General features: G+C 40.5%; 15 protein-coding genes and 1 rRNA gene. 1 reads left to right on the top strand and 15 read right to left on the bottom strand.

Features of this window, described 5'->3' with window-relative positions; genetic code table 11:
* Nucleotides 1-77 (bottom strand): 16S ribosomal RNA (locus LZG71_RS28255); the annotation flags it as partial.
* 768 nt (nt 78-845) lie between these two features.
* Between LZG71_RS28255 and thrC the strand changes: the two genes are divergently transcribed.
* Nucleotides 846-2,153: a threonine synthase gene (thrC, locus tag LZG71_RS28250; RefSeq protein ID WP_233826237.1), complete on the top strand. Its 1,308-nt coding sequence runs from the start codon at nt 846-848 to the stop codon at nt 2,151-2,153.
* A 133-nt stretch (nt 2,154-2,286) separates the two neighbouring features.
* Here the strand turns inward: thrC and LZG71_RS28245 are convergent, their stop codons facing one another.
* From LZG71_RS28245 to LZG71_RS28180, 14 genes are all read right to left on the bottom strand, one after another.
* Nucleotides 2,287-4,077: a tetratricopeptide repeat protein gene (locus LZG71_RS28245; RefSeq protein WP_233826235.1), complete on the bottom strand. Its 1,791-nt coding sequence runs from the start codon at nt 4,075-4,077 to the stop codon at nt 2,287-2,289.
* A 456-nt stretch (nt 4,078-4,533) separates the two neighbouring features.
* Entirely contained in the window at nt 4,534-6,147 is a 1,614-nt protein-coding gene (locus LZG71_RS28240; RefSeq protein WP_233826233.1) for an Ig-like domain-containing domain, read from the bottom strand.
* 72 nt (nt 6,148-6,219) lie between these two features.
* Nucleotides 6,220-7,122, bottom strand: coding sequence for a class I SAM-dependent methyltransferase (locus tag LZG71_RS28235; protein WP_233826231.1), 903 nt, complete (start codon nt 7,120-7,122; stop codon nt 6,220-6,222).
* Complete coding sequence (gene mnmG, locus LZG71_RS28230) at nt 7,123-8,985, bottom strand: tRNA uridine-5-carboxymethylaminomethyl(34) synthesis enzyme MnmG (RefSeq protein WP_233826229.1); 1,863 nt, start codon at nt 8,983-8,985, stop codon at nt 7,123-7,125.
* Between the two features lie 68 nt (nt 8,986-9,053).
* Nucleotides 9,054-9,467: an rRNA maturation RNase YbeY gene (ybeY, locus tag LZG71_RS28225; RefSeq protein ID WP_233826227.1), complete on the bottom strand. Its 414-nt coding sequence runs from the start codon at nt 9,465-9,467 to the stop codon at nt 9,054-9,056.
* 204 nt (nt 9,468-9,671) lie between these two features.
* The gene (locus tag LZG71_RS28220; RefSeq protein WP_233826242.1) at nt 9,672-12,995 is read right to left on the bottom strand and encodes a DUF4175 family protein; all 3,324 of its coding nucleotides are present in this window, start codon (nt 12,993-12,995) and stop codon (nt 9,672-9,674) included.
* A 189-nt stretch (nt 12,996-13,184) separates the two neighbouring features.
* On the bottom strand, nt 13,185-13,922 hold the full coding sequence (locus LZG71_RS28215; RefSeq protein ID WP_233826225.1) for a hypothetical protein: 738 nt from the start codon (nt 13,920-13,922) through the stop codon (nt 13,185-13,187).
* Nucleotides 13,923-14,016: 94 nt separating this feature from the next.
* The gene (trpA, locus tag LZG71_RS28210) at nt 14,017-14,820 is read right to left on the bottom strand and encodes a tryptophan synthase subunit alpha (RefSeq protein WP_233826223.1); all 804 of its coding nucleotides are present in this window, start codon (nt 14,818-14,820) and stop codon (nt 14,017-14,019) included.
* Nucleotides 14,817-15,206, bottom strand: coding sequence for a Dabb family protein (locus LZG71_RS28205; protein ID WP_409013689.1), 390 nt, complete (start codon nt 15,204-15,206; stop codon nt 14,817-14,819). Before LZG71_RS28205 ends, trpA begins: the two co-directional genes overlap by 4 nt.
* A gap of 44 nt (nt 15,207-15,250) precedes the next feature.
* Nucleotides 15,251-15,451 carry a hypothetical protein gene (locus LZG71_RS28200; protein ID WP_233826221.1) on the bottom strand — a complete coding sequence of 67 codons (201 nt, stop codon included), beginning with the start codon at nt 15,449-15,451 and terminating at the stop codon, nt 15,251-15,253.
* Between the two features lie 21 nt (nt 15,452-15,472).
* Nucleotides 15,473-16,672, bottom strand: coding sequence for a tryptophan synthase subunit beta (gene trpB / locus LZG71_RS28195; protein WP_233826220.1), 1,200 nt, complete (start codon nt 16,670-16,672; stop codon nt 15,473-15,475).
* A gap of 9 nt (nt 16,673-16,681) precedes the next feature.
* Nucleotides 16,682-17,332 carry a phosphoribosylanthranilate isomerase gene (locus LZG71_RS28190; RefSeq protein ID WP_233826219.1) on the bottom strand — a complete coding sequence of 217 codons (651 nt, stop codon included), beginning with the start codon at nt 17,330-17,332 and terminating at the stop codon, nt 16,682-16,684.
* Nucleotides 17,329-18,147, bottom strand: a complete 819-nt coding sequence (trpC, locus tag LZG71_RS28185) for an indole-3-glycerol phosphate synthase TrpC (RefSeq protein ID WP_233826218.1) — start codon at nt 18,145-18,147, stop codon at nt 17,329-17,331. Before trpC ends, LZG71_RS28190 begins: the two co-directional genes overlap by 4 nt.
* Nucleotides 18,144-18,869 carry an alpha/beta hydrolase-fold protein gene (locus tag LZG71_RS28180; RefSeq protein WP_233826217.1) on the bottom strand — a complete coding sequence of 242 codons (726 nt, stop codon included), beginning with the start codon at nt 18,867-18,869 and terminating at the stop codon, nt 18,144-18,146. The genes trpC and LZG71_RS28180 overlap by 4 nt, the downstream gene beginning before the upstream one ends.
* Nucleotides 18,870-18,871 lie beyond the last annotated feature (2 nt).

Raw genomic sequence — 18,871 nt, 5'->3', positions numbered from 1 at the left:
ATTGCTGCCCCCTCGCCTTGCATGTATTAAGCCTGCCGCTAGCGTTCATCCTGAGCCAGGATCAAACTCTCCATTGTAAATTTTGTTGTGGTCTCCCTTATTCCTAAAAGGACCGAATCTTCTTAAACGAGTTTTTCTTACTCCTTTAGTTTATCTCATCATGTCAAAGAACTGAACCAATCTGACTTTCTTACTCTCTTTTCGTTTCCGCTGTCTGCGATTGGGATTGCAAAGGTAGAAAAAGTTTTTGTGAGTGCAAGCGAGCACCAAGAAATATTTTCATTTTATTCAAAGTTCTTTATTCTTTAAAATAAAGAATAATAATTATCCTATAAATAATGGATTGAGACCGAAAAATGGGTCGATCATATTATTAAAGTTCTAATATTAGCCTGCCATCAATGCCCTTTACATTAATGTAAATATTACCTCAATTTTTTAACTACATTATGAAAATCGGAAGGGTCAGTTCAACTGACTTATCCATAAATTGAAAACATCAAGCTTACACCAGGCCAACCGTCTCTTCATAGTAAGATGTATCCCGACATTTATAATGAATTCACATTTATGGGTGCACTAATAATAACAGCGGTCTTACAGATACTTCCTGAGGATTGTAATTGGATTAGCACGACCTATTAAATAGTACCGCTGTAGAACGATCATAATAGCACCCTATAGGCTACATATGGCGACTACACGTGGTTCCGAGCATCATGTTGGGTACTGTTGATTCTTGCCCTTCCAGTCTTCATTATAAATTACAGTATCAACCAATCCGCGCAGCAGGTATTTTAGTTAAATTTGCAGCATACAAATGTCAGAGCACTTAATTATACAAGATGATTTTTCATAGCACTAAAAATAAGGATCTAACTGCAACCCTGGAAGAAGCTGTCTTCCGTAGTCTGCCACCGGACAATGGTTTGTATATGCCAGAAAAAATTCCGCAGATCAATCCTGAATTTTTGAACAGTATTGAAACCAGATCATTCAAAGAGATTGCCGTTGAAGTTGCCCATACTCTGCTATCGGAAGATATATCAAGGGAAGATATTCAAGCTATTATTGACAGAGCCTACGATTTCGAAGCTCCGATAGTTAAGATTACGCCGGATGATTATGTTTTAGAGCTTTTTCACGGCCCTTCTATGGCTTTTAAAGATTTCGGAGCACGTTTTATGGCAGCATTGATGTCGCATTTCCTTATGCGCTCTCAGAAGGAAATAAAAATACTTGTTGCTACCTCCGGTGACACAGGCGGAGCAGTGGCTCAGGGATTTCATAAAGTACCAGGTATATCTGTTACTATTTTATACCCAAGTGGTAAAGTAAGCGACATACAGGAAAAACAATTAACTACGCTGGGTCACAATGTAAGGGCTCTGGAAGTAGACGGAACATTTGACGATTGTCAAAAATTAGTGAAGGAGGCATTCCTGGATTCCGAATTGACTTCAAAATTCAACCTGGCATCTGCTAATTCTATAAATATCGCCAGGCTTATACCTCAGTCTTTTTATTTTTTCTCCGCATATGCCCAACTAAAAAAACTTGGTAAGCCTCTGGTATTCTCTGTTCCGAGTGGAAATTTTGGAAATTTGAGCGCCGGCTTGCTTGCTTATCGGATGGGTTTGCCTGTTGAACAGTTTCTTGCCTCAACAAATTTGAACAATGCTGTCCCAAGATATCTCAACAGCGGATCGTTTGAACCTCTTCCATCTGTCGAAACGATATCCAATGCTATGGATGTAGGCAATCCAAGCAACTTTATTCGGATGACTCGTTTTTTCAATGATGATTGGGATTTGATTAAGGAAAAAATATCAGGATACTTTTTCGATGATGAACAGACTAAAAAGACAATGCGTGAAATTTTCGGAAATACAAATTATGTTCTTTGTCCACATACCGCCATCGCTTACCGGGCACTGGAGGAATACCGCCAGATAAACAAGTCTGATTTCACTGGCGTCTTCCTATCGACAGCTCATCCTGCCAAATTTGTGGATTTAGTTGAAGAAACACTCGGAAAATCTATTGACGTACCAGAAAGGCTTCAATCCCTGCTTTCAATTGAAAAAGTATCAATAAAAATGAATCCATCGTATTCAGAGTTTAAAAGACTATTGATGAGTGATTTACATTAACATTTTTAAAATTTTAAGGCTCTGAGAATTCGATAGAAGCAATCACTCTCATATAAGGGCGTAAATATTTAAATCTAAAAAGGAAGGGGAAAGCCAAAATTTGACTTTCCCCTTCCTTTTCTCAATAAAAATTTTAGTTAACTACGTCTCCTCTCAAAAGCCGGAATCGTTTACGAGCTTCCGCCACAAAAATACTTCCCGGATATTTTTCTAATAATTCCTGAAACATCTTCATTGCTTCTTCTTTGTTATTAAATTTTTCCTGATTCAATTTTGCCATGGTGTACAGGGCATCATCACCGAGAATGTCAACACCATACTTTTCGTACAAGAGTTTCAGATTACTCATCGCTTGTACATTACTATCAAGCTTCATATAAGTATTGGCAGTTAGCCAAAGGATCTCATCTGACAGACTATGATTCTGGTATTTTATCTGAAGTTGTTTCAAAGTGTCAATCGCCTCCAGCTTTTTGTTTTGAAAAAGAAGCAGCTCTACATTCGAATATTCTCTCATAGCAGTTTCTGAACTATCCAGGCCAGTATTATCCATTATAAGAAGACTCAGACTATTTGCATCATTTGCAATTTCTCTTGTGGTGGCTTTTTTCAAGATATCCAAAACTGATTTTGCAAGCTCAAATTCTCCTTTGAAGTAATGCAGCTTCGCATTACGTAACTTCGCCTCATATCCAAGTACATCATCTTTCTGAGATTTTTCCACCTGAGAATAGATCAGAGACGCCTCCCAGGGCTCTCCCTGCAATAGATAAATATCACCCAGATCAAGCTTACATTTATCTACGAAGTTCTTCTCTTGTTTGCCTGCTTCAATTACACTTTCAAGAATTGCAATCGCTTTCTTAAAATCATCCATGTAAAAAGCATTGAGGGTAGCCATGTTACGGAGTGCTTCAATCGTTCTCACATTTACCCCGAGTTCATCAATAAGCTGCTGATACTGCAAGAGCAACTTTTCTACTTCACTACGTTTAATTGGGAAGGTGTTTTTAACCTGCTCTTCCCTTGAAAATATAGCCATCCTTCGCGATATGGGATACAGCTGTCCTTTGGGATATTCTTTAACCAAATAATCGAACACACCAACAGCAGTACCATAGTCCTGATTTTGTAATGACAGCATACCCAAGTTATAAAGGCGGGCACCATTATGTTTGAACCGCTTGTCCAGCGCCCTTTCCTGTAAAAAAGCTTTATAAAAATCCTTTCGCTGGATTTGGTACCATATCAGCAGTTCATTATAAAATCCTTCATTTGGGAATTTTTGTATTTTGTCATAAAGAACCTTTTCCAGCAATGCCTGTTCCTTCTCGTCCCTGGTAAAATCCTGAAGCATTGACTGAACCACTTCTGTATTCTGATAACGGGTACCATAAGAGAGTAACTCATCAATCATCTTTTGTGGTTCATTCAGTTCTCTATAGGTACTGGCCAACTCGAGTTGGAACAGATCCTCGCGTTTGGCAATGGTACGTGCTTCCAGAAAAGCATTTTTTGCCCATAGTGGTTGATTCCTGCTTCTGAATTCCTCAGCAATTTCGCGCTTCTGGTCAATTCTTATTCCGGTAGCCTCCAAACTCTGCTCAAACTTTTTTGAAGCGTCCTGAGACTTTCCCTGTGCCTCTAACAGGGCACCCCATGCTAAATAATACCAATGAGAATTGGCTGCATCATTTTTGATTTGTTTTTTATAGAATTGTTCAGCAGAAGCCCATGATTTCATCTTCACCACACAGGTTCCGTAATTTTTCAGAGCGATTTTATCGAAGCCGCTACCAAGTATATTGCCATAATATGAAAGGGCCTTTTCGCAGTCATCTTTCTTGAAGTATTCATCTGCCATCTCTCTTTCGCTCTGCGCCCACGCCGCCGGCCCCGCCCCCAGCACGAAAATTATTATCAACAGCTTACAAACCCTTTTCATAATAGATAAAAAAAATCTTTTTGTTATTTATTACTATTCTCTAGCACTGTGGATATGTGTATAAAGAGCTTATACACTTAAGATTAACATAGTTATTAACATTTTGTGGATAACTATGTTGGTTTATCCACTGTAGTTTTTAATTTTATGCACATTTAAGTTGTTGATTCACAAGATAGGAAAATATTTATAGACATTACAATGTGGGTAACCTGGCTTCATTGCTCACATATGTTATCCACAATCTCTACAGTGTATTAACGGGGTGTTAACTGTAAACTGGATGTGAGTTACCAACTTTAGGATTCTATCTTGAAAGTTATACACACGTTTATTGAGTTATCCACAATGTTGTTAACAAAAAGTAGGTAGTTATGAACAGGTTTTTTGTGTTATTAACATAGTTATCCACAGAGCGTGCATAAGAAAAATTCATTATTGCGGATTGAGTGCCGTGAGATTGATGTCATTTAGTTCAAAATTGCTTTTGATCAACAACTTTTCCGGCAGATATATAATCGCTTCCGGCTGTTGCGACTTTTCAATCTGGCCAGTATCCCATCGTCCGTTTTTATTGACATCAACTATGGCTCTGAGGAAATATTTTCCCTGAGGAATATGAATAAAATTGTAGGTCAAACCGATGTGTTGATCCACGACTTTGTATTGCTCATCAAGTAACTGAACAATGTATTGCACTCCTGTATCCGGATTCATTACGCTGCCGCGGAGAACACCATAATCCTCATCATTTATTACCGGATGTTTTATTAAAGTTCGCGCGAGGGTGTCCCCTTCTATGCTAATAATGCTACCCTTCGGTATTTCCCATTTGATTGTATCCTTTGCAAATGATTGTGCATTAACGGTCACTTCCGTCCTGGTGTTATTCCATTTGTATTTGATGTTTGAAAGGGTTTCATGAGTCAGACTGTCGGTGATGAGCTCGATTTTAGAATCATCAATTTTACCAATTGGTTTATTAAAAATCATTCGGTACGTGAATGCCTGGGCAAGGGGTTTGTTTTGTTCTGGTTTCGAACTTATGGTAAATGGATCCTTTTGCCTATCCTTTCCACGAGGTGGTAGAAATGCGATCTTCTGTTCAAAATCGGTTGTAGTACCGAGTGAGTCGGTAGCCGATAATTTTACAACGGTTGTATCGGCATGCGGTTGTACGTTAAAGAACTTTATTTGTGTACCATTTTCTATCAGGTATGGAAGGCTATCCTGAGATATAAAATTCACCTGCACATCTTCAATGGGTTTACTAAAAACTACGCCGTAGTTATTAACTTTTGGCAGCGTTCGCTGAATTTTAAGTGGCGTGTTGTCGGAGAGCGCCATCATTAAAGTATAGTTGAGAGAGTCTGCACCGGCGTTAACAGCCTTTTCCAGAAATCCTATCCTTTCGTCTTTGGGATTGTAGAGCATGTTCCTGTTTTTATCATCTATTGCAATAAGCCGGTAAGGTCTTATCTGAACATTTTCTATGCTGAAAATACCGCTGCTATCGGTTCGGGAAAAATAATAGGGCTTTTGTTTGGCTACATTAAGCGTATCGCTGAGATTGTATAGACCAACCAGTGCATCAAAAAGAGGTTTGTTTGTTTGTACATCTTTAAGAGTTCCATAAACTCTTCCTGAATCCAGTGTACCACCGGTACTGAAAACCATCTTTAGATTTTTTACAGGATTTCGTTCTGCAAAGTCCTTTATAGCATCCCCGAAATTGAGGGTATAAGTTGTGCTGTCCTGGAACTGTTTTTTAAAGTTTAGTATGACAGACTTACCGTTCAATTTGTATGTGTAAGGGTTATCAGCTTCCGGTGTAATGATCAGTTTTTGGGTGATATTATCTACGATCACGTATTCGTCGAAGAATAGTTCCAGCCGGTTTTCTTTAAAATTCAGTGTTTTATTTAAGGGAATGCTTTGAAGCAGATTTGGTGGAATGGTGTCTTTTTTTCCACCTGTTGGTGAAACCTGTTGGGCACAACGCCCAAAAATTAATAAGCAAATGATTGCGAAGCCAATGGTTTTTAACATACTTGGTTATATATAAAAGCCCTCAATACAGCATGGTCGGTATTGAGGGCTCAGGTTGGATATCGGATTATTTTACTTTTTTGTAATGATATAGATAAGACTGGAAGTGTTGGTTCCTTCCTGTTTCGCTGACCGGCCTTTCAGATTGGACAGCAAGCCTGTTTTTGCACTGTTTACGAGGCTTACAGCGTTGTTCCGATACTTTGTACTAAGCATGCTGACATAGAATGAATCGAACCACATTGGAAGCACTTTCATGACTTTGAGCTGATGTTTTTCCATTAGCTTTTTCATTGTACTTTTTGTAAAATGATATAGGTGACGCGGTACATCATAGGCAGCCCAAAAGCGTCTGTATTCTGTGGCATCATAGGATTGAGGGTTTGGAACAGCAATGATAATAGCTCCATCTTCATGGAGATGATCATGAAGCCAGGTAACTGTTTCGTTAAGTTCATGGACATGTTCCAGCACGTGCCAAAGCGTTATCACATCAAATTTTTTGTTGTGCAATGCGGGTGCATTAATTGTTTCCGAAACGGTTTCCCCCACCCTTTTCTCTGCCACAGCACGAGCTCCTGAATCTGGTTCGGTGGCGTTTACGTGCCAACCATTTTCTTTACAAGCCTGAATAAAATTTCCTGTACCACAACCAATATCTAACAGCGAGCCCTTCTTGTTTTGCAGCTCGTTGATCAGTTTGACTTTCCCTTTGATCGTGTGATTGCGAACTGAGGTGTACACTCTGCTCATGATGGTTTTGGACTCATCGTGATGCGAAATGTATTCTTCTGACTGATAATATGCGCCAATCTCTTCAGCCGGTGGGCGAGGATTGGTTAGAAGAAAGTAGCAGGCATTACATTGTTGTATTGTAAATTCTTTATGTGAAACAGTATAGTCTTCCACATTGAGATAATTACTAAAACTGGATGCATTGCATACCGGGCAATTTTTGAGAGTTTCTAATGGCATTTATCGACCTATAAAAAGCATTAATACGGATATATCGGATTGGCTTACGCCACTAATTCGGGAGGCTTGACCAATTGTGGCTGGTTTTGTCCGTTTCAGTTTTTCCCTTCCTTCAAATGAAAGAGAGCTTACCGAATCATAATTGAAATTTTCAATGATCATAAGATCTTCCAGCCTATTCATTTTCTCAACAAGTAGCATTTCCTTTTCAATATAGCTATCATATTTCAGATGGATCTGTGCTTGTTGTATCGAATCAGTGGTGAAAGGTTGAATAATATCTACAACTTTCGGACTGGCCGCGGCCAGTTGTTCAATTGAGATTTGCGGGCGTTTAAGAAGTTGTGTTAAGGTTATTTTCTCGCGTATTGGTGCTGTCCCTATTTCCTCCAATGCAGGGTTAATTTCTTCGGGAGAAATTTTCGTTGAGGAAAATGAGTTGATTATTTCTTCAACCTCTTTCTGCTTCTGTTGAACATTAGCTAATCTTTCTGCACTGGCCAGGCCGATGTTGTATCCTTTTTCCGTTAGCCGGATATCAGCGTTATCCTGACGCAACAGCGTTCTGTATTCTGCTCGGGACGTAAACATGCGGTATGGCTCTTCTGTTCCCTTGTTAATGAGATCGTCGATTAAAACGCCGATGTAAGCTTCGGATCTTTTAAGCGTGAACGGCTCAAGTGCGTTCACATTCCGGTGGGCATTTATACCCGCCATTAGCCCTTGGCACGCTGCTTCTTCATAGCCTGTGGTACCATTAATCTGACCTGCAAAAAAGAGATCTTTTATCAGGTGTGTTTCCAGGGTTGACTTTAATTGTGTCGGTGGGAAGTAATCGTACTCTATTGCGTAACCAGGGCGAAACATTTTTGCATTTTCAAAACCAGGTATTTTGCGGAGTGCCGCGTACTGCACATCTTCCGGAAGAGAGGTTGAAAATCCGTTTACATAAACCTCAACAGTATCCCAACCTTCCGGTTCAACGAATATTTGGTGACGGTCCTTATCAGCAAAACGATTGATTTTATCCTCCACAGACGGGCAATACCTGGGACCTATTCCTTTGATTCGACCAGAAAACATGGGAGACTTTTCAAAACCCGTTCTAAGCACTTCGTGTACCTCTGAATTGGTATAGGTAATCCAGCAGCTTCTTTGTTTAGTTAGAGGTGCTGTGTCGGTATAGGAGAATTTGCTTGGATTTTCATCGCCAGGTTGCTCTTCCATTTTGGAATAATCAAGTGATCGCCCGTCCACTCTTGGTGGTGTTCCGGTTTTCATTCTGCCAGCTTCAAATCCAAGTGTTACCAATTGCTCGGTAATACCGGTTGCTGCCTTCTCTCCTGTTCTGCCGCCGCCAAAGTTTTTTTCTCCAATGTGGATCAGCCCATTTAGGAATGTACCATTAGTAAGTACAACAGACTTTGATTTGATCTCAACACCCAGGCTGGTTTTAACACCACGAGCCTGGCCATTTTCTATTAAAATTTCTTTTGCGGTATCTTGCCAAAAATCAACATTAGGATTATTCTCTAAAATGTTGCGCCATTCCTGAGCGAAAAGCACGCGGTCACTCTGGCAGCGCGGGCTCCACATCGCTGGTCCTTTGGAGAGGTTCAGCATACGGAATTGTATCATGGTTTTGTCGCTCACAATTCCCGACTGTCCGCCGAGCGCGTCGATTTCTCTCACAATTTGTCCTTTTGCCACCCCCCCCATTGCAGGGTTACACGACATTTGGGCGATTGTATGCATATTCATTGTGATAAGCAGTACAGACGAACCCATGGTTGCTGCTGCTGCCGCCGCTTCGCATCCTGCATGTCCTGCACCCACTACTATCACATCATATTCTGGAAACATAATTTGATCTTTATTCTCTGTGAACCACGTTGAAGTACTTTAATTAAAGTGTTCCACGTGGAAATATTTTAAAATAAGAGAAGACATTCATCTTCCTTAGCCCTCATTTGTTTTTTTAACTCGTCATCCGAATCTTCAAAACCAATCAAATGCAGCAAGCCGTGTATCAAAACACGACGCAATTCTGTGTCAAAAGGTACGTTTAAGCTTTCTGCATTGTCCTTAACTCTATCTACACTAACATAAATATCTCCTTCAAGTTTACCTTCTTCTTCGCTATTATCGAACGTGATAATGTCAGTATAGTAATCGTGTTCCAGGTATTGGCGATTGATTTCCAGTAAATAATCGTCCGAACAAAAGATATAATTAAGATCTCCAACTTTGTAACCTTCTGATTGTGAGATAGTTTTAATCCATTTCGACGTTTTTAAAGATTGTGGAACCTTAAAATCGATTTCCTCAGGGAAGAACTTGAGCATACTTCAATGATAATAATTATGTAACCAATAGATACATAAAGATTGTTTAGGCAATATTTATGTTCAGCGTTGTAAATAACCCGCAAAGATACTAAGTATCTGAATAAGATATCCAACAGGTCTTTTCGGTAAGAGTTTATGCAAGTTAATCAGTGTACAAAAACCTGCTTCAACATTAAGTTTATTTAACGTTGAAGCAGAGAATTAGTTTTTAGCCTGATACTTTTTGAAGTAAGTATCGACTTCCCGCTTATAGAATGGCGAGAATGTCGGTGGGATGGTGCGAAGTAATTCGGTTTGCTTTTCTTTTTCTCTGATGTATTTCTCAAAGGCTGCCGGTGGCTGCCTTGGTTGTTGTTTTGCTGTGTGCGCCTTGCGCTGGTCGTCCTCATCCTGTTCCTTCATCGCTTTCTCCGATTCCAACAACCGTGTAGTAATCTCCTGATTTCGTTTGATCAATTCTGGAGTAATTCTTTTGTTTACCAGATCCGTTTCGGTTTCATCCATTTTTTCTGAAATCTCCTGTAACTCTTCTCCGAACTGTTTTCCGGCTTCAGTCCCTTTAAGCGATTCTTCCAGCTTTTTAACAAGTTCTCTGATAGCCGCTTGCTCTGCTGCCATTCTTGCGATTTGCTCGGAGTTGTTTCCCTGTCCTTCTTTCCCCCCCTGCCCTAGCTGTTTCATCTGTCCATTGAGCTTTTCCTGACGTTCTCCCATGCCCGGCGAGTCTCCCTTCTGTTTTCCTTTTTTGCCTTTTCCGGCGCCAGGCATTGCCATGGCCATCTGTTCCTGCATTTGTTTGAACACGTCGCTTAGCATGAGTGCAAGGTTATTCATGGAGGTCATAGCAAACTGTTGCTTGGATGTAGCCACATTGATCTGACGATCCTTGATTCCCTTTACACTTTCATCCATGTAGGATTTCATGTCGGTAAGCTCACGGGTGATGAAAGACTGTATCTGAACCACACGATTTGCCAGTGCATACAAGCTGTCTTCAACCACCTTTGCATCATCTTTTAGTTTCAGCTGCTGCTGTCCCAGTTTTACGAACCTTGGATCCTGGAGATTTACACCTCTAAAATCTTTCATAAGCGCTTCCTGATCGAAGGAAAGCGTAATGAGATTTTCAAGAATATCCCTTAGAGCGTCCATATCTTCCTGCATCTGCTCCATTTCTGCTGCTGCCATAGCTTCCGCCATAGACTTCGACATTTGTTTCATCGATTTAGCCGCCTTTTTTTGAGCCTCTGAGGCTTTCTTGTTTTGCTGCTTGTCTAAATCCTTCTTGCTTTGTTCCATCTGCTCAGAAGCGCTTTTTTGCTCTTCCTTTTCAGTATCTACCGGCTGTTCGAGTTCTTCACTGAGTTCTTCTACCTCTTTCGACTCTTCTTTTACCTTTTCAAATTCTTTCTGAATATTTTCCTGCTCTTTTTTTATATCCTCATTCTTGCTTTTTTTATCGTCGCCATCTTTATTTTTATCATTTTCCTGAGACTTTTCAGACAGTTCATCTTCCTTTTCCGCCAGCTCGTCAAGCTTTTCAGTAAGGTTTTCCATTTTTTGCTCAAGCTGCATTTGTTTGAAAAGTTTCATGGTTCTTTCCAGCTCCTTTTCAAGGTTATGTTCTTTGTTCTTGAGTTTCTCCATCATGGAGTTCATCCGCTCGCTTTGCTTTTGCTCAAGAAGTTTTTTCAATTCTTCGTAAAGCTTGTTTGTTTGCTTGTCGTTCAGCTCATTCATCAGCTTCTGAAGCTGTTCAATTTTGGATTGTAACTCTGGACTTTGTTTATTGAATTGCTTCGACTTTTCATTCTGGTTCTGATGCTTTTCCTGCAAAGCCTGGAGTTCCTTCATCAGTTCCTCCCGTTTTTTCAGTACTTCCTCAATCTGCTTTTGCTCCTTGAAATCAAGTTCTTTATTGGTTTTAAGTTTATTGTCAAGATTATTCAGGTCCTTTTGCAGGCTTTGGGCTTTTTTCATTGCCGACTGCATCTGATTCTCCGTTTCCTGTTCCGATTTTTTTAGCTCAGCCTCCATCTTTTCTTTGGATGGTACGGTAAACTGGATTGAACGTGAACGTGCGCTTTTAGGTCCGTTTACGCCATCATTATCCCAAACCTGGGCATAGTATTCAATTTTATCACCAGGAGCCAGCCTGAGACTATCTACATACCACTGAAAGTAAAAGCTCTGTGTATTCACAGTTTTGTTAAATGGAATCGCGATACCCTTCGGAGGTGCAGGCGCTTTGTCCTTCTCACGCTGAACAGAATAAAACAGTTTCAACTGCGAAAATCCGTAATCGTCGCTGATAGAACCACCTAAAACAAGGTAATTGAACAGCGTTGTATCCTGAAAGTTTTCAATGTTTAAAACCGGGGATTTATCAGGTATGACATTGATGTAATAACCGATCTTATCAGCATTTTCCGCTTCGTCATTTTGCATTAAAACCTGGTATTGTGCCGAATTCCTGGCAGACCGCCGGATTTCAAAATGGTCTCCCCCACTCTCTTTGGCTTTATAAAGCGCCGAATCGTTCTCAAACTTTATACCAAGTGATTTTGCAGAGGAGGTATTGAAATTCCACTCTATGGTTGTGCCTTCCGGTACCGACAGGTTACCTACATTGCTAAGTCCCTCCGAAGGTTTGTTGAGATATGCCGGGTAATGCAGGTTTACGTCAAATGAAAGCAATGACGGCCTTTCTACAACATCAATTTTGTACTCATCTGAGGTAAAACCAGCGGCATCAAACGAGAATGCTACTCCACGTTGAAGGTTTTTGAATGTATAGGAATAGTTTTCGTTTCCTTCTGAATTAAGCTTAAAGCGGCTTCCATTTTGCACCAGATACACTGCCTGGGGTAAAGCTTCGCCCTTTAGTTTTAATTTCAGTACAAAGTCTTCATTCCGGAATGCTTTAAGTTTTTTGTTTTCCAGGATAAATGAAAATGGCGCGTAAGTATAATTTTTCTGAAAGTGTATGATACGATCAGAACTGGAAGTAAAAAATGAAGGATTGAAAAGTAAGATGACGGCAATAGCTGCAACAGGGTAAATGGCATAACGAAGCCACTTTTTGTTTTCATTGAAGCGTATCGCATCCGAGAATTTTACGATCAGCAACTGCCCGGATTTCTGCTGTATACTTGCTTCTATCAAGTCCGATTGTGTTCCGGTAAGATTTCGCAGTTGCAAAGTATTTACCAGTTTGTCTCCAACCTCAGGGAAGTATTCGCCTATCTGTGTAGCAGCTTCTTCGTCAGAAATCGGCTTTTTAAGACCCGTTAAGTGAATGAGTGGCTGAATTACCCATTGGATAAAAGAAAACACCAGTATGGCCAGAAAACCAAAGAAAAGCATTCCGCGAACCGTGGAGCTAAACCTCCCGAAATATTCAAGTGTATTGAAAAACAAGAATACGGTAAGCAATAAAGCCACCGAAAATATGGTGCCTTTCATTAACTTGTTCTGATAGTATTTCTGACGGTATTCCTGAATTCGTAGAAGCAGGCCTTCCATCGCCGGGGTGAAAGGTGTCATAGTGGTTTAGCTAAATCCTGATTGCTTTTATAACGTTAAGCTTTATGAAAAAGTACGATGTACCAATCATGCTTAAAACGAAGTAATTTAAGCAATTTTTATGTTTTTACCTCACCATTTGGTTTTCAGTTTCGCTAAAATGATCGATCTTTTCACCTCAGGATACAACTAAAAGTTAATCAGTACTCCAGTGGAAGCGTAATTAATCCAGTTGAAGTTATAGATTTTGTCCACGTCGGCACCTCCTTCTACTACACGGTAGCCAAGTTTTACAGCAAGGCGGGAATTGATCTGATATGCGGCACCGGCAAATATGTCTTCTGCCCTCCCGAATTTAGACGCAAGTGCATCTCCTTCCAGGATGAATGACCAATGATAAGACGGTTTGTATGCTGCGTAGAAATTAACGAGAGGAACAAAACCAAGATCATCGTAATGGGTGTCCTTACCCGGTTGTTTGAAACGAACATCCGCATCTCTGATCTTTCCGGTGAGGCCGGCTCCCACTTTCCATCTGCCTGTTGAAATAAAATCATAACGGTAGGTCAGCCGGTACGAGTTAAATTTATAAATTACTTCCAATGGTTCATTGGCATTGTAAATCAGGTTATTGAAATTGATGTCTCTATTAAAAGATCCATTGTATGATACGGAAAGTGGAGCATATAACACCGATATATTGTGTCTTTTTGCAATGGTGTAACCCGCTCTCAATCTATAAAAGACCTTTGGGGAAACTTCAAGTTCGTTTGCCAGATTAACAAGTGTTCCGCCGGTATTGGGTATTCTCACCTTGTTATAATTTGTACCAAAAACCAATCCTCCTTCCAGGTCAAGTGTAAATTGAGCTAGCGCTGATATTGAAATAACAAGAAAGACAAGTGTAAAAGTTATTTTGTGAATCATAACAATCAAGTTTCTGAATGAAAAAAGCAACCCGTTGATGGGTTGCTCTCACAAAATTGATGCCAGGAATATTTTCTTTGAAGAAAATGTATTTCTAAGCAGATAATACCTCCAACGGTTCGTTCTTAACCTCCCTCACAAATGTTTTTATATCATTGGAAAGGTCTGTACTCTGTTCCAGAACACGTATAAAAGCACTTCCTATAATTGCACCAGCAGCATAGTCAGATGCTTTTTTGTAGGTCGCATGGTCTTTGATTCCAAAACCGATCAGCCTTGGATTTTTAAGATTCATTGCATTTAAGCGATTGAAATAGGATTCCATATCTCCGCTAACACCACTTTTTGAGCCTGTAACACTTGCAGAAGATACGGTGTAAATGAAACCTTCACTCACCTCGTCAATCTGTCTGATTCGCTTTTCCGAAGTTTGCGGCGTAACCAGAAAAATGTTAAGAATGCCGTAGGTATCAAAAATTTGCTTGTACTCTGTTTCATATACATCCATAGGCATATCAGGCAAAATAAGACCGTCTACACCCACCTCTGCACACTTTTTACAGAAATTTTCGATACCATATTGGAGTACCGGATTCACGTAACCCATCAGTAAAACAGGCACATGAATGGTATTACGCATGTCTTTAAGCTGATCAAAAAGAATACGCACTGTCATGCCATTTTCAAGAGCCTGGTCATTGCTTTTCTGAATGGTTTCGCCATCTGCAACAGGATCCGAGTAAGGCATGCCAATTTCTACAAGGTCGGCACCGCCTTCCTGAAGCGCAGTAAGCACGTTAAGGGTATCATTAAGCTTCGGAAACCCTGCTGTGAAATACACATTGAGCAGGCCTTCGTCACTCGTTTTATTTTTAAAAAGACTTGTTATCCGGTTCATTCTTTAGTCCAGTAATCAACAACCAATACTTTATCCAAATGGGGTTCAAGTACCTTTACAAATGCTTTGTGTTCAGGATGAGGCAGATACACAGCGCGATCTTCTTCACTGTTAAAAGTCACAAAGAAAATGTGTGTAAAGCCTTGAGACAGTCCTTCCGGGCTATTTTCGTTGCCCCATTCAAATCCTTTCACTTCTTTAATTTTGGAAGGAAGCGCGCGGAAAGCATCTTCCACTTCTTTTACCTGTGCAGGCGTAGCTGAATCTTTAAACTTAAATAAAACAACGTGGCGTAACATTTTCTTTGGGGGCGTATTTTTAGGTGAAACAAAAGCCATTGAGCCCATCAGAACAAGGCCGGCAAGGAAAAGCATTTTTATTCTCATGCTGTAGGTAAGGATTATGGTTTAAAAGAAATGTGGTTTTGATACTAGGCGGAGCAATTGAGACATTCACCTTCATCACTGAATTTCAAACGGTCAAATTCACCCAGTTTTTCCTTCAGTTCAAGAATTTCATCCTCCATGTCGCATCTTTCAAAAAGCGATAGCTCACCAGAATTTACTTTTGCTTCCAATTCCTGAATTTTAAGGCGGACATCAAATACCTCAGGTAATGTTAGTGTGGCCATGCGGTAATCGTTTATATGTGATCAATCAATATATTTCATGTAAGTGGCCATGTCCTTATCTCCTCGACCGGAAAGATTCAAGACTACGGTTTCATTCTCAGAAGCTCCCAGACGTCCTAAAACAGCCAGCGCATGAGACGATTCCAAAGCAGGGATGATACCTTCAAGGCGCGTCAGTTCAAAAGCCGCCTGTACAGATTCCTCATCTGTTGCAGAAAGGAAAGTCCCACGTCCGCTGTCGTACAAATAAGCATGCTGCGGACCAATGCCGGGATAATCCAGACCAGCTGAAATAGAATATGGCTCAGTTACCTGTCCATCTTCTGTTTGCATCAATATGGTGCGGCTTCCGTGTAAAACACCTGGTTTACCCAAAGCTGTTGTAGCTGCCGAATGACCGGAATTAACACCCTGACCAGCTGCTTCCACTGCCACGAGTTTAACGTTTTCATCATCTAAAAAATGATAAAATGCTCCCGCTGCATTACTTCCGCCGCCAACGCAAGCAACCACGTAATCCGGTGTTTCGCTACCAGTTTGCTCTTTCAACTGCCAGCGCATTTCTTCCGAAATAATGGATTGAAAACGAGCAACCATATCCGGGTAAGGATGCGGTCCTACCACAGATCCGATGATGTAATGCGTATCAATCGGGTTGTTAATCCAGTGACGCATAGCTTCGTTCGTAGCATCTTTCAGCGTTTTTGATCCACAGGTTGCTGCACGTACTTCGGCGCCGAGCATTTTCATACGAGCTACATTGGGAGCCTGGCGTTCGATATCCAGCTCGCCCATATACACAATGCATTCAATGTTCATCAGGGCACATACAGTTGCGGTAGCCACTCCGTGTTGTCCTGCACCGGTTTCTGCCACCACGCGCTGTTTTCCAAGCCTTTTGGCAAGTAATATCTGCCCGATGGTATTGTTCACCTTGTGCGCTCCGGTGTGGCACAAATCTTCCCTTTTCAGGAAAACATTGGTTTTATATTTTTCAGAAAGCCTGTTTGCTCTGTAAAGCGGAGTTGGCCTTCCCACGTAATTACGAAGAAGATCGTTGTACTCTTTTTGAAATGCAGGCTCCGCGATAATCTGAAGATAGTTTTCACGCAATTCTTCAACGTTTGGATACAGCATTTCAGGAATGAATGCACCTCCAAATGTTCCGTAATATCCGCGGTTGTTAACCTGAAACGAGTTTTTTTCTGCTACTGCTTCCATTTTATGTTTTTAAACTTCTGCTTCCTCCTGCTCTTGTACTCTCACCAAACCGAACAATTCTTCAAGCTTTGGTATGTCTTTTAAACCTGGCTCAACTTCAAATTTGCTATTTACATCAATGCCGTAAATCGGGAGTTTTTTTGATAGGGCTATGATGTCATCAATGTTATCAAGACCGATACCACCACTTAGGAAAAATGGCTTTTCATTATCGTATTTGCTAAGCAACTTCCAATCAAATGGCATGCCATTGCCCCCAGGCTGATCTCCTTTGGTATCAAACAAAAACAAGTCACAAACAGATTTGTAATTGTTCAGCATAGCGAAGTTGAAATTTTCATCAATCGAAAAAGCCTTGATGATACTTACACCCTTCTGACGCAGACTTCTGCAAATATCAGGCATTTCGTTGCCATGCAGCTGAGCATATTGCAGATTGTATTTTTTAACCATGTCCAGTATATATCCTGGGTTGGCGTTTACGAATACACCTACTTTTTTAATGTCATTGGGAATTGTTTTGATATACTCTTCATTCAATTCTTCTCCGGCAAAGCGGGGTGATTTTTCGTAGAAAATAAACCCGATAAAATTAGGCCTTAGTGTCACTAATTCTTCAATGTTGCCTTGCTGGCGCATTCCGCAAACTTTTATTTTCATAGAACCAGTGGGTTTGGATTACTAAACTGAGATAGATCATTTTGTAAATCTGCAAGTGCGGCTCCCGGATTTACTGTTTTCATAAATGTTTCGCCAATTAAAAAACCTTTGTAACCATGCTGAAACAGACGATTAATTGTTTCAGCATCTTTTAACCCGCTTTCTGATATCTTAACAAAAGAATCAGGGATCTGTTCACTTAACGCGACGGAAGTTTCGATAGACGTTTCAAACGTTTTCAGGTTCCTGTTATTAACTCCAACTATATCAACGCTTTCACATAGACTTTCTTTCAATTCTTCTGCATTGTGTACTTCCAGTAAAACTTCAAGTCCGAGTTCGTGCGCTTTTTCACTCAATGATTTTACCTCTTCAGGAGTAAGACAGGCTGCAATAAGCAGGATCACGTCTGCACCAATTGCTTTTGCTTCATAAAGCTGATACGGGTCAACCATAAAATCTTTTCGCAGCATAGGAATGTGCGGATTGGCTTCACGTGCTTTTGCAAAATCATCAAAGGAGCCACCAAAAAAATCGACGTCTGTAAGTACAGAAAGTGCCGCGGCATCGGCCTGTACATAAGAGGCGGTTACCAAAGCGGGATCGACAGAATCATTGATAATACCCTTGGAAGGAGACTTTCTTTTGAATTCGGAGATGATCTTAGGTTTGTCAGCAGCTTTTAGTGAAGCAGCAAGAGAAACGGTTTTACGAGCAAATAATGGCTCTTTTTCCAGGTCGGAAATTGTCCTTACCTTTTTTGCTTCTGCTATTTCTTCCCTTTTACGGGCAACAATTTTTTCTAAAATATTCATTTGCCTTGTTTTTTCTTATGGCTTAACATCCAGTCCAAAATGCGGTATTTATCCTTATCCCCATATAACCACTGAATGGCATGTCCTTCGTTATCCAGTTGAGTGAATTTTATATTTCCCTGGCAGTCGTTCAATTTGTCCACCTTCTCAGTTGTCTGAGAAATGGGTACTATGTCATCTGCTACACCATGGAATGTCCATATAGGGATGCTTTTAAGTTTGCAAATATCAGTTGCAGCGCTTTGCCAGGCACATAAAGGAACCAATGCAGCAAATTTATCCGGATTTTCTTTGGCAACTTCAAATGTTCCGCCGCCTCCCATGCTTATCCCGGTAAGATATACCCGATCCGTATCAATTTTGAGCTTTGAGGTAAGTTCTTCAAAAAGAGGATCAAACCAGTTTTCTGTTGACCAAAGTGACGCTTCCGAAGGGCATTGTGGCGAAGCAATGATAAAATCAAAATTGGCACCCTGTTCTACCAGCTGAGGCAGGCCATATGCTTTTAGTTTGTTAAGATCTTTACCCTTCTGAGAGCCTCCATGCAGGTAAATTACAAGCGGATATTTTTTGTTGGATGTCTGGTAATCTTTGGGCAGATACAACAGGTAACCGTAATTTTTCCTTTCCTTCCTGGTGCCGTCAGCGGTTGTTTCTTCTGCTTTTGATACAAAAGATAAAGTGAAGGCAAAAAAGAAAAAGGCAATAAAACGGATTATCATAA

The sequence above is a fragment of the Dyadobacter sp. CY312 genome (assembly GCF_021390535.1).
GTDB lineage: Bacteria > Bacteroidota > Bacteroidia > Cytophagales > Spirosomataceae > Dyadobacter.
The sequence above is the reverse complement of the archived record's forward strand: the minus strand, read 5'-3'. Positions and strand labels throughout refer to the sequence as shown.